Raw genomic sequence first — 12,274 nt, forward strand, 5'->3', positions numbered from 1 at the left:
CTTCATTAATGAGAAATGATTAAAGGTTTACTTTATTTGCAAACGAAAAGGAATCTTTATGTTTAACAAATTTTTTATGATCTGGAACGTTTTGAATTGCTACAATTTGCGAATCTCTTGCTTTCAGTGCATCTTGAATCCCGATGGTCATAAGCTTAATAAATAGAATCGTAATAAAGAATGAAGCGAGAGTATAAAAAATAATCCACCATGAAAGATTCATTTCATTACGATTTAATCCAATAAGACCTGCCCAATCATTAGATAGAGAAACAGGTTTGAGCACTCCGTCATAGAGTTCACGCATTTGTATGCCGCCAATTACAATGTTAAGCAACGCTAAATGGATAACGAGTATGAGTGTTTGGACGATATGTTCCATAAATAATACAAATAAGCGGTCAAGTAATAAGACTCGTAAGTGTTTTTTTATAATATGAAAACGACTAGCCCCCAGTAATTGTGAACTTAAGATGTAATCTTGTTTCATAAATTCATCAACCTCTGAGGATATGTATAAAGAAAGTGTAGGCAGAGCGACGAAAATAAGTACGAGTACTTGATAAAACGTAAATGAAATATTTGGATCTACCCCATCAGCATTTGATGTGATTATAATATTAACGGGCGTGATGAGTATGAATGCGATAAATAGAGTTGGAATGTAATAAAAAACTTCTGAGCATGACTGGAAAAATCTCTTGAGTTTTGGAGCAAATAAACTTAAGAGGATTCCTATACATGTTCCGCATAAAATTCGAAAGAAGCTAATTGCCATGGCTAATAAAATAGTGAATTTTGCTCCTTCTACAATTTGTAAGAAAACAGACTCTCCAAAACGATCAGATCCAAAAGGTGGAATTAACGATGGCGGAAAGGGGGCCTTTCCAAGTAATTCGTTATTGTCATTGTAAAGTAACTGAGGAGGTTTTGGGATGTTATCTTTAAAGAACCAACTATAAATAAAACTAGCTGAAATAAGTATGAATAGATAAGTAAAGCCGATTAAAAAGCGTTTTGATTTCCAAATAGATTTCATAATGATACTCCTTTCAATTGCTTTTTCCATCTATTCATCATGAATGAGACTATTTGGAAAATAGCATAAAATGGTAAAATAATCATAACAAGTATGATAAATGCAGCTGGAGGTGAAACAAACGCCTTATTAAATAAAAATTGAATAATGCCTTCCATATTAAAAACAAATTCTAAAATGAATAAATTAGAAAGTAAGAAAACAAAAATCGTTTTTAAATGGTGGAAGAAGTGGATAGATATATTTTTGAATAAATGAATGCATAGTATATAACTTGATGAAAGGCCTTTTCCATATGCAACCTCTACGTAATGTTTTCCTTGCTCTTCTTTTATGTATAACACCATCATCCGAAACATTTGTAATGTAGGTAAGACAGCTAATGATAAAATAGGGAGTAAATAAGCTCGATTTTCATTAAAGGAAATAATAGTGACAGGAGATTCCCCAAATTTCTGAAGTACCCATATGAAAAATATTTGCAAACAGATCATCATCATCATATCAGGGACAGCTTCTAATATGAACACAATTCGGTTTATCCATTTTTTTATATAATCTTTTGCTAAAAAATAAAAAAATGCCATGCTAGATGATAAAAAGAGAGCAAGAAAAAAGGCTAAAAATAATATAGTAAATGAATATAGGTAAGGTTCTAAAACAGTTGGAAATAATGGTGTTTTTTTGAAATGGCCAAACTTCGGGTCTGATCCTATAATCACTAATGATTCAGGGGAAAAAACTTGTTTTAACATAGTAACGGTCTGATTAAAAAAATAAATTGGTTGAAAGGTAAATCCTTGTTGAGTGATAAATAAATAAGGTAAATTTAATAATAGTAAGAGTGATAAAAGAATTGATGAAAGCTTAATTGTGAATTGAGATATTTTATTTAACATTAAATCCCTCCGACATCTTTTTACAACATTATACAATAAATTTCGTGTTATTGTTTTTATTTTTCTGAAAAATAAAAATACTTTTCGGTTTTATAGTATGCAAGATATATTTACAAGATAAAAAAGTGATAGTAGGGGGCCACGCTCTATGTTTATCAAGATAAAAGACTAGTGAACCTAAAACAATAAATATGAGTAAAATGCACAGAATTCTCATTCTGCGGTTAGTTACTTTTCTTGGCTTGATGGTGATGTTACGTGACCGCTAAAAATGAATATTGCTTTTCAACTTTTTCTTCAAGCAAATAAGTAGAACGTATGGAGGATTATGTATGTGTTGTTAATGAGAGGAAAGAGTGTATTGCGTAACGAATATAACGTAATTTTACCGCATGGAAAAGCTAAATTTAGTATATAAGTGAAATGGAATGAGGGGATTTATTTTTGGTATGAAAAAAATTTTCTTTTTATAACTTGATAAATGAAAAAATATTTTATATACTAATTCATGTAAACGGTTTACTAAATCGTATTTTGCTAGTAATGAAGGGAAGATTCGCATGGAAACAAGGGGGAGAGTAATCGGGATTGATATCGGTACCACAAGTACAAAAACGGTTGTGTTCACAGAAAAAGGAAAAGTCATTGCATCACATGCAATCGATTACCCAATTATTCAACCGAATGTAGGATGGGCTGAGCAAGATCCTGATGTAATATGTGCCGCTGTATACAAAAGTGTAAGCGTTGCCATTGAAAAAGGTAATGTATTACCAGAAGATATTTCTTCAATCGGTATTAGTACAGCTATGCACGCATTAATTGCAGTAGATGAAAATGGTGCGCCATTAACGCGTTCTATCATTTGGGCAGATAATCGAAGTACGAAGCAATCAGAAAAATTATTACAACAAATGAATGGGCATGAAATTTATAGACGTACAGGTACACCGATTCATCCGATGTCACCACTTTCTAAATTGTTATGGATGAAAGAAGAGGAACCAGAGTTATATACAAGTGCCTATAAATTCATTTCCATTAAAGAGTATGTGATTTACCAATTATTTTCACGCTACGTAGTTGATTATTCGATTGCTTCTGCTACAGGGTTATTTAATTTAGAAACATTAAACTGGGATGAAGATGTTTTAACTATGTTACATATGTCATCAGAAAAATTATCAACCCCTGTACCAACTACATATATTTTATCAGGTATGAAGCCAGAGTTAGCACAGAAGATGGGGATAAGTGCAGAAACACCAATTGTCATCGGAGCAAGTGATGGGGTTCTTGCAAATGTAGGAGTTGGTGCGATATCACCGGGTGCGGCTGCAATTACGATTGGAACGAGTGGTGCGGTTCGAACAATCTCATCAAATATAAATACAGATGAGAAAGGGAGAACGTTTTGTTACGCATTAACAGATGAGCACTGGGTAATCGGTGGTCCAACGAATAACGGCGGAATATTACTGAGATGGTTACGTGATGAATTTGGTAGTCCAGAGCAAGAAGTAGCAAGAAAGCTCGGCATTGATCCTTATGATTTATTAATTAAATATGCAGAAAGCGTACCAGCTGGAGCGGATGGGCTATTGTTCTTACCTTTCTTATCTGGAGAACGCGCACCTTACTGGAATGCAAATGCTCGTGGTACATTCTTTGGAATCAATCTTCAACATAAGCGAGAACATTTTATACGTGCAGTGATGGAAGGTGTTTGTATGAGTGTATATTCAGTAGCACTCGCAATCAGGGATTGTACAGGGCCACTTACTGAAATACGAGTTTCAGGAGGGTTTGCAAAATCTGCATTTTGGAGACAAATGTTGTCCGATATGATGGGAAAAGAATTGCTTGTACCTGAAAGTCATGAAGCATCTGCGCTTGGGGCAGCGGCAGTTGCTTTATATGCTGTAGGAAAAATTGATTCTCTTGAAGAGGTAAAGGATTGGATTGATATTGTCCATCACCATGTACCGAATAAAGAAAATACGGCTATATATTTAGAAATGTTTTATATGTATGAACGACTTTACAATCGCTTGAAAGAAGAATTTGATTGTATAGCTGCTTTCCAACGTAAACAATAGGGGGATTGGGAGAAATGGTAGTTGGGATCGTACTAGCGGCAGTTGTCATACTACTTTTACTTATTACGGTAGTAAAATGGCATCCATTTGTCGCATTAATTTTAACAGCAATTGGTGTAGGATTAGCAATGGGAATGCCTTTAATTGGAACTTCACCAAAAGATCCAGGGATTATTGATTCTATTAAACTAGGGCTTGGTAATACATTAGGGTTTTTAGCAATAGTTTTAGCACTAGGAACGATGCTTGGAAAAATGATGGCCGAATCTGGTGGTGCTGAACGTATCGCTAACACATTAATTAATCGTTTTGGGAAGAAACGAGTTCACTGGGCGATGATGTTCGTTGCATTTTTAGTAGGGATTCCGGTATTTTTCCAAGTTGGATTTGTACTATTAATTCCGTTAGTATTTACAATTGCGTTAGAAACTGGGGTATCACTTATTACAATTGGTATTCCGCTAGTAGCAGGACTGTCAGTCGTACACGGACTTGTTCCACCGCATCCAGCGGCAATGGCGGCAGTTGGTATTTTTAAAGCAGATGTGGGGAAGACAATTTTATATGCGTTAATTGTCGGACTTCCAACTGCAATTATTTCAGGTCCACTTTACGGGAAATGGATTGGTGCTCGTATACATAAGGAAGTACCATTAGATATAGCGGAGCAATTTGTTGAAAAAGATAATAAAAAAGAGCTTCCTAGCTTTTGGAATACATTGTTTACAATTTTACTTCCAGTATTTCTTATGCTTGGTGCATCAATAGCAGAAGTTGCATTAAATAAAACGAGTCAACTAGCACAAGTATTACACTTTATTGGAGATCCGATTGTGGCTTTATTAATTGCAACCATTTACTCTTTCTTTAGTCTTGGATATGCAAAAGGTTTCTCAAAAGATAAAGTGTTACAATTTACAAATGATTGCCTTGGACCTATTGCAAACATATTGTTAGTGATTGGTGCAGGCGGCGCATTTAATAAAGTATTATTAGATTCTGGAATTGGAACGACAATTGCAGATATGGCGAAAGAATCACATATTTCACCGATATTATTAGGGTGGGGAATTGCGGCACTAATCCGAATTGCAACTGGATCGGCAACTGTTTCTATGATGACAGCAGCTGGTATTGTTGCGCCGATTGCAGCAAGCACACCAGGTGTAAATGTTGAATTATTAGCACTTGCAACTGGTGCAGGGTCATTAATTTTATCACACGTGAATGATTCAGGATTTTGGATGATTAAAGAGTATTTCGGAATGACTGTGAAAGAAACATTATTAACATGGACTGCAATGGAGACTATATTATCTGTAGTAGCACTTGGGCTAATTTCGATATTAAATATATTTGTATAGAATAGGAGATTGATTAATATGAAACTAGGTTTAATTGGATTAGGAAAAATGGGATTTCCATTAGCTGAACACTTATATGAAGACAAGCATGAAGTAGTTGTATACGATGTAAATAAAGAGCTTGTTGAAAAGGCAGGAAAACTAGGAATTACTGCACGTCATACATTAAAAGAAATGATTGCTGAACTAGAAGCTCCTCGTACAATTTGGGTAATGGTGCCTGCAGGAGAAGTTGTAGAGTCAGTACTAAAAGATGTATATCCATTATTAGATGAAGGTGATATCGTTATTGAAGGCGGAAATTCATTCTATAAAGATACGTTACGCCGTGCTGAAGAAGCAAAAAGCTTCGGATTACATTATGTAGATATCGGTACATCAGGCGGTGTAGAAGGAGCTAGATACGGTGCTTGCTTAATGGTTGGTGGAGAAAAAGAAATTTACGACCAATTAGAACCTTTATTTAAAGATTTAGCAGTAGAAAATGGCTATTCTTATGCTGGCCGTGTTGGTAGTGGTCATTTCTTGAAAATGGTTCATAACGGTATTGAGTACGGCATGATGCAAGCAATCGCTGAAGGATTTGAAGTACTAGATAAGAGTGACTTTGATTTCAATTATGAAGATGTTGCAAAAGTATGGGCTAACGGATCAGTTATCCGTGGTTGGTTAATGGACTTAACTGAAAAAGCATTTGCAGAAGATCCGAAACTAGATGGCATTAAAGGTGTAATGAACTCTTCAGGAGAAGGAAAATGGACTGTTGAAACTGCACTTGAACTTCAAGCTGCAGCACCAGTTATCGCTATGTCATTATTTATGCGCTATCGTTCTCAGGAAGATGATACATTCCATGGAAAAGTAGTTTCAGCATTACGTAATCAGTTCGGTGGACATGAAGTTGTGAAAAAATAAGGATGTTTTTAAAAAGAAACTTGTGTATAAGCGCAAGTTTCTTTTTTATAGTTTAAGAAATTACTAATTTAAAAATACCAATCAATCATCGTTTTTTTGTCACAAATGATAGCTTCGACGTTCATTGAATGAACAATATATTCTATATTTTCTTCTTTAGCTAATAATAAGGTTGTAAAGGAATCGTATATACTCATAAACGCATACTCATTATCTTCGCCAGTAATAATTAACTCATTATTGCTAATGTCCCAAATATCTAATGGAGTAGTATTATTTACCTGTAATAATCCGTTTGTATCAAGAATTGGTTCAGAGAAATATAGATTTTTTGCACCTTTAGAACCGAGGAGTTTAAGTAATTTGTGTAATAAAAATATAGACGTATAATCTTCTGTTGGATAATAAAGATCTTTTTTTAAGTTTGAATGTAGCTTTTCAGCTAAATCCTCTCTTTTATATTCTTCTGAAAGGGCACTAATGGAAGTCAACATGGCCATTGCTAGGTCTGCGTATGAATGTAATCCACTACAAGACATCATTTCCTTCCAAGAAACGGATTTCCCATTATAAATGATTTCTTCAGCGCTAGGATAGATGTGCTCATATGGTCTTTTTCTCACAGACTTTTCCCATTCTAAAGGCATTTGGATAAAAGGATATAGCAATATAGCTGCAGATTTAAAGTTTCTTGGTAGTTGTTCTAAAATTGGTGATTTGTCATCTAGCCAAATGTAATCCAACAAAATATAACCTCCTCTTAGACTTTGAAATGTACGGATTCCCGTATTATGTTTTTTGTATTGATTGTATCAAATATAAAGCGAAGCATGAAATATGTCCCAACATAAAAGTAAGAATAAATAAAATGAAGTTTTCATAAATAGTAAAAGGGTGCTTATGTCATCAGTATAGCTAAGAAATGTTGTTACATATGAGAAGAGCGTGTTAATAAAATATGAGGTGGTTAAATGGGAAATGAGCAAGTGAAGTCTGTAAAGGAAGAAAAAAAGTTATGTCTTTGTATGATCGTTAAAAATGAGTCTAGAATTATGGAAAGATGTTTAAATGCAACAAAATCAATTGTAGACTTTGTTTCTATTTGTGATACTGGATCGACGGATAATACGCCTGAAATTATTGAAAATTGGTGTAAGGAAAATGAGATACCTGGGACGGTTCATCATGAGCCGTTTAAAAACTTTGGTTATAACAGAAGCTTAGCTGTTTCGTTAGCGCAAAAAACATACCCAGAAGCAGATTATTTATTAATATTAGATGCGGATATGATTTTAGAGGTTGATCCGAATTTCGATAAAACGAGCTTAACGGAAGATCATTATCTTACATTACAATATGATGTTCATATTAAATATTGGCTTACACGTCTTTTAAAAGCTTCTTTACCATGGAAATCTGTCGGTGTTACTCATGAGTATTGGGATATAGATCGTTCAAAAGTTGGAGCGAATTACAATACGAGGGTAGCTCGGTTAGAGACTCTTGTCGTGAATGATCCCGGAGATGGCGGGAGCAAAGCTGATAAATTTGAAAGAGATGAGAGGTTGTTGTTACAGGGAATAAACGACCCAGAAACAACGCCAGATTTGCATATAAGATATTTATTTTATTTAGCTCAGACTTATTTTCATTTAAGTCAATTTGAGAATTCAATTAAATGGTATAAAAAACGTGTGGAAGCAGGAGGATGGGTTGAAGAGGTATTCTATTCGTTATTGCGAATAGGATTTTGTTATGAGCAGTTAGCAAATCGTTCAGCAAATAAACAAAATGAAGTGACAGATGCTGATGAAAAAGAAACTGTTAAAGGGCAAGAAGAGCAATATTTAGCGTTAGCTGTTTTTTATTTTCAAAAAGCTTGGGAATATAGACCAACCCGGGCTGAACCATTATACCAACTTGCAAGGTTGTATCGATTACGATCTCAAAACAATATTGCTTTGATGTATGCTCTGCAAGGGAAGGAAATTCCTTTTCCAAAGGATGATCTACTATTTGTAGATTATCATGTGTATGATTACTTATTTGACTATGAAATTTCTATTAGTGCTTTCTATATACCTCATAAAAAACATTTAGGGGCGGTGTCGCAAAAGTATTTGGAATCGATAAAAGAAAAGATTCCATTTCATATAGCAAATATAGTAGAGAATAATGCGAAATTTTATTAAATACATTTTCGATTAAAGGAGTAGTGGAGTAATCATGGAATTAATACGATGGGCGATTGAACTAGGAGAATCGGTGCATGGAAATACGTATGAAGAATTGATGCCACTACTAGACTATTATTATGATCGTGATCATTTAAAAGCGTATTGTATCGCAAATCTTCTTTTAAACATGGATGTATTAGATGAGGACCGGGAAAGAATCGAATTAAGAAGATGCATCGCTGCTTATTATGCTGGATTATATAAAGTAGCAAGAAAACATGCAAATGAGTTGGTACTTAAACATCCGGATGTAGATCTATATAAAAATAATTTAAGATTAATGGAAGTTTATTTGAATAAAGAATATGATTATTGTCTTTTTATATGCCCAAAGACATACGGTAGTTTCATAGATATTGCGCGAGCTTTAAAGTGGAGGTTGGAGCAGGAGGGAAATACAGTAATTATATCAGAAACAATACTGGAAAATGTAAAGAATACAGTTGTTTTTGGAGCACATACATATGCATATAACCCGAACCTTCTTCCGAAAGATGCAATTGTTTATAATTTAGAACAGCTATACGAAGGAAGTCCATATGCGCACCCCCTTTATTTAATATTATTAAAAGATAGAGTGATTTGGGATTATAGTAAACAAAATATAGAATGGCTTAAACAAAAAGGGGTAGGAAAAGAAATAAAACATGTAGAAATGAACTATGCTCCAACTTTGGAAATAAAAAAAGATGCGTTTGAAGATGAAATTATTGAAGATATTGATATTCTGTTTATAGGTGCTCTTAATCCGAGGCGACAAGCTATTTTTGATCATCTAAAAGCGATTGCCCCGAATTTAAATATAGTTTTTAAAAATAATGCGTGGGGAATTGTTAGAAATGAATTGATTGCTAGAGCTAAAATTATATTAAATATTCATTTTTATTTATCAGGAATTCTTGAAACACCTCGCGTGTCTTATGCAGTCGCAAATAAGAAATTTATTATTTCCGAAAATAGTAATCCAGAAGATGAGGTAGAGTGGCCAGGAATTGTGTTTACTCCGTACGAAAAAATAATTGAAAACGTAATGAAATATATAGAATTACCAGAAGAACGGAAAAGATTAGCGGAAAAAGCATATAATCATTTTGAAGCAAATGAAAGTTTAGGTACATTGAGCATGAGAGATGAAACAAAGTAATTGTACAAAACTCATACGAAAGTATGAGTTCTTTTTTGTTTATCATACTATTTTATGAAACAAGTTAACTCTTTATATTGTGTTTTGTATAGAAATTTCTGATAATATATAAGTAGAACTTGAAAACAAAGGGGAGAAATAATCATGAAACTAGTCGTTATTAACGGTACACCAAGAAAATTTGGTCGAACTCGTGTGGTGGCAAAATATATTGCGGATCAATTTGAAGGGGAATTATATGATTTAGCAATTGAGGAGTTACCTTTATACAATGGAGAAGAGTCACAACGTGATTTAGAGGCAGTAAAAAAATTAAAAACGTTAGTGAAAGCTGCGGATGGGGTTGTATTATGTACACCAGAATATCATAATGCGATGAGCGGTGCGCTGAAAAACTCTTTAGATTACTTAAGTAGTAGTGAATTTATTCATAAACCAGTTGCATTGTTAGCGGTTGCTGGTGGCGGTAAAGGTGGAATAAATGCATTAAACAGCATGCGAACGGTCGCTAGAGGTGTTTATGCAAATGCAATTCCAAAACAAGTTGTGCTTGATGGATTACATGTGCAAGATGGTGAACTTGGAGAAGATGCAAAACCATTAATTCATGATGTAGTTAAAGAATTAAAAGCATATATGAGCGTATATAAAGAGGTGAAAAAACAACTAGGAGTGGAATGATATGTCCTCACTTTATCATGATTCTCGCTTGTATTACATTCTAGGAGCCAATAGTCTATCTGCTATTGGTTCCGGAATTGTTATGATAACGATTCCTTGGCTGTTAATTAAAGAGAGTGGAGGAGAGACAACATTTGGTTATGTTTCTATCATTGCAACCCTCATTATGTTTTTATTAACACCATTCATTGGGCAAAGTATTGATCGTTTTTCAAGAAAATCTTTATTGCTATGTAACGAAGGAATCGGAATAGCCGTAATCGGAATAATGGTTATATGGGGATTTGCTGGGCAACCTTATCATTCTATTCACTATATTCTTATTTATATAGCCGGATCATTCTACTATTTATTGTTTTATCCTACAATATTTGCGTTCAACCAAGAGATATTTCAAGCAGAACATTATAAAAGTTTAAGTGGAACGATGGAAATACAAGGACAGTTAACACAAGTTATTTCTGGAGCGGCTGCGAGCTTCTTAATTGAAATTGTATCTTTGAAGTGGATTTTGTTAGTAGACATGTTAACTTTTGCTGGAGCATTTTTTCTTTTCTTATGTATACCGTACGTAAAGAAAAAAGAAGTGAAAAGAAAAATAACATTTAAGAAGCAATTGTTTGAAGGAATTCACTTTATGAAAAAACGTCCTAAGCTCTTTTGGTTCTTACTGGCCACTTATATGCCGTTTATAGGTGTTATGATGGCAAATTATTTAATACCAGTTTATATTTCGGATATACTTAAAGCCAATGCCTCTGTATACGCAATAGAGGGCACGATGTACGGTGTCGGAGCGGTTGTTGCAGGAATCTGTATTCCACTCATAATGAAATATGTAAAAACAGAAGTTTCAATCGTTATGACGATGTTCATTTATGTAATTTCAATTACCGCAATGATTATTGAACCTTCCGTAATTTTCTTATATGGACTTGCAGTTTTTCATGCAGTTGGAAATGCGGGTACAAGAGTGGCGAGAAATGTATTGATGATGGAGGAAATTCCAAACGAAGTAATGGGACGTGTAGACAGCTTATTTCGCCTAATTGGTACTGGAATACGAATTGTATTATTAATGCTGTTTACAGCGGGTGTATCTAAAGCCGGAGTAATGCTTCCGTTTTACGTATTAAGCTGCATATTGATCTTCTCATTAGGAATCGCTATTTATTATGTACTATCACAACGTAAAGTAGCGGCGAATGTTTCTAATAAATCAATCGTTTAAAAAACACTTCTGCCGCCCTTTCTTTTTCTGTATAATAAAAAGAAAGGGAGTGCAAACTTATTTATGAACAAATGGATCTTTCTTATCATTTTATTATTACCGCCACTATACATCATTTATATGACGTTTAGAATGAACAAAGTTGCTCGTGAAAAGTTGAGCTATCACTCTCCGTACGTTCTTATACTGGGTGCAAAGTTATTTGGAGATAGACCGTCTTTATCTCTTCAAAATCGTTTGGATGTAGCGGTGGAGTATTTATTTTCCCATCCTGAAGCGAAAGTAATTGTTTCAGGTGGTCAAGGAGAAGATGAAGATATACCGGAAGCTCACAGCATGAGAAACTATTTAATGGTACACGGTATAGATGAGAGTCGTATTTTAATAGAAGATCAATCTACAAATACGTATGAAAACTTAAAGTTTAGTATGGATTTATATAATGTGAAACATGCAGTAGTTGTAAGTAATACGTATCATTTATATCGAACGAAAATAATTGCAAAGCGTTTAGGCATGAAGATGGAGGCACTAGCTGCTGAAACACCAATTCGTTCTAAGAGAAAAATGTATGTTCGCGAATATGCTGCTATTATGAAAACAATATTGTTCGACCGTTAGAGCTCAAATGTGAGCTCTTTTTTAATTTAAAAGCGTATCATTTG

At 34.2% G+C, this 12,274-nt stretch carries 11 protein-coding genes; 8 read left to right on the top strand and 3 right to left on the bottom strand.

Annotated features, from left to right (window positions below; all coding sequences use genetic code 11):
* Positions 1-19: 19 nt before the first annotated feature.
* Positions 20-1,039 carry an ABC transporter permease gene (locus BC_RS11135; protein WP_000836565.1) on the bottom strand — a complete coding sequence of 340 codons (1,020 nt, stop codon included), beginning with the start codon at positions 1,037-1,039 and terminating at the stop codon, positions 20-22.
* Positions 1,036-1,938 carry an ABC transporter permease subunit gene (locus tag BC_RS11140; protein ID WP_000932683.1) on the bottom strand — a complete coding sequence of 301 codons (903 nt, stop codon included), beginning with the start codon at positions 1,936-1,938 and terminating at the stop codon, positions 1,036-1,038. The genes BC_RS11135 and BC_RS11140 overlap by 4 nt, the downstream gene beginning before the upstream one ends.
* Before the next feature lie 560 nt (positions 1,939-2,498).
* On the opposite strand from BC_RS11140, the gene gntK reads away from it, so the two are divergent.
* From gntK to gnd, 3 genes are read left to right on the top strand one after another with little or no spacing between them, the layout of a single operon-like run.
* Positions 2,499-4,037: a gluconokinase gene (gntK, locus tag BC_RS11145; RefSeq protein ID WP_000450003.1), complete on the top strand. Its 1,539-nt coding sequence runs from the start codon at positions 2,499-2,501 to the stop codon at positions 4,035-4,037.
* A 14-nt stretch (positions 4,038-4,051) separates the two neighbouring features.
* The gene (locus BC_RS11150) at positions 4,052-5,401 is read left to right on the top strand and encodes a GntP family permease (RefSeq protein ID WP_000260208.1); all 1,350 of its coding nucleotides are present in this window, start codon (positions 4,052-4,054) and stop codon (positions 5,399-5,401) included.
* Between the two features lie 18 nt (positions 5,402-5,419).
* Positions 5,420-6,316, top strand: coding sequence for a phosphogluconate dehydrogenase (NAD(+)-dependent, decarboxylating) (gnd, locus tag BC_RS11155; protein ID WP_000765995.1), 897 nt, complete (start codon positions 5,420-5,422; stop codon positions 6,314-6,316).
* Between the two features lie 68 nt (positions 6,317-6,384).
* Here gnd and BC_RS11160 read toward each other — a convergent pair whose 3' ends face one another.
* Complete coding sequence (locus BC_RS11160) at positions 6,385-7,062, bottom strand: DUF2711 domain-containing protein (RefSeq protein ID WP_000888158.1); 678 nt, start codon at positions 7,060-7,062, stop codon at positions 6,385-6,387.
* Positions 7,063-7,287: 225 nt separating this feature from the next.
* Between BC_RS11160 and BC_RS11165 the strand changes: the two genes are divergently transcribed.
* The 5 genes from BC_RS11165 to BC_RS11185 all read left to right on the top strand — a co-directional run bounded on the left by BC_RS11165 (position 7,288) and on the right by BC_RS11185 (position 12,230).
* On the top strand, positions 7,288-8,508 hold the full coding sequence (locus BC_RS11165; protein WP_000526219.1) for a glycosyltransferase: 1,221 nt from the start codon (positions 7,288-7,290) through the stop codon (positions 8,506-8,508).
* 34 nt (positions 8,509-8,542) lie between these two features.
* Positions 8,543-9,697 (top strand): hypothetical protein, encoded by a 1,155-nt coding sequence (locus BC_RS11170; protein WP_000420428.1) that lies wholly within the window; start codon positions 8,543-8,545, stop codon positions 9,695-9,697.
* Positions 9,698-9,841: 144 nt separating this feature from the next.
* The gene (locus BC_RS11175) at positions 9,842-10,378 is read left to right on the top strand and encodes an NADPH-dependent FMN reductase (RefSeq protein WP_000780355.1); all 537 of its coding nucleotides are present in this window, start codon (positions 9,842-9,844) and stop codon (positions 10,376-10,378) included.
* 1 nt (position 10,379) lies between these two features.
* Positions 10,380-11,609, top strand: coding sequence for an MFS transporter (locus BC_RS11180; RefSeq protein WP_000097166.1), 1,230 nt, complete (start codon positions 10,380-10,382; stop codon positions 11,607-11,609).
* 63 nt (positions 11,610-11,672) lie between these two features.
* Positions 11,673-12,230 (top strand): YdcF family protein, encoded by a 558-nt coding sequence (locus tag BC_RS11185; protein ID WP_001045715.1) that lies wholly within the window; start codon positions 11,673-11,675, stop codon positions 12,228-12,230.
* Positions 12,231-12,274 lie beyond the last annotated feature (44 nt).

Origin of the sequence: Bacillus cereus ATCC 14579 (assembly GCF_000007825.1) — a bacterium.
Taxonomy (GTDB): Bacteria; Bacillota; Bacilli; order Bacillales; family Bacillaceae_G; genus Bacillus_A; species Bacillus_A cereus.

Coding starts and splice junctions, on each gene's coding strand:
- BC_RS11165 (WP_000526219.1), top strand. CDS start 7,288: ATGGGAAATGAGCAAGTGAAGTCTGTAAAGGAAGAAAAAAAGTTATGT.
- BC_RS11185 (WP_001045715.1), top strand. CDS start 11,673: ATGAACAAATGGATCTTTCTTATCATTTTATTATTACCGCCACTATAC.
- BC_RS11180 (WP_000097166.1), top strand. CDS start 10,380: ATGTCCTCACTTTATCATGATTCTCGCTTGTATTACATTCTAGGAGCC.
- BC_RS11170 (WP_000420428.1), top strand. CDS start 8,543: ATGGAATTAATACGATGGGCGATTGAACTAGGAGAATCGGTGCATGGA.
- BC_RS11140 (WP_000932683.1), bottom strand. CDS start 1,938: ATGTTAAATAAAATATCTCAATTCACAATTAAGCTTTCATCAATTCTT.
- gnd (WP_000765995.1), top strand. CDS start 5,420: ATGAAACTAGGTTTAATTGGATTAGGAAAAATGGGATTTCCATTAGCT.
- BC_RS11135 (WP_000836565.1), bottom strand. CDS start 1,039: ATGAAATCTATTTGGAAATCAAAACGCTTTTTAATCGGCTTTACTTAT.
- BC_RS11175 (WP_000780355.1), top strand. CDS start 9,842: ATGAAACTAGTCGTTATTAACGGTACACCAAGAAAATTTGGTCGAACT.
- gntK (WP_000450003.1), top strand. CDS start 2,499: ATGGAAACAAGGGGGAGAGTAATCGGGATTGATATCGGTACCACAAGT.
- BC_RS11150 (WP_000260208.1), top strand. CDS start 4,052: ATGGTAGTTGGGATCGTACTAGCGGCAGTTGTCATACTACTTTTACTT.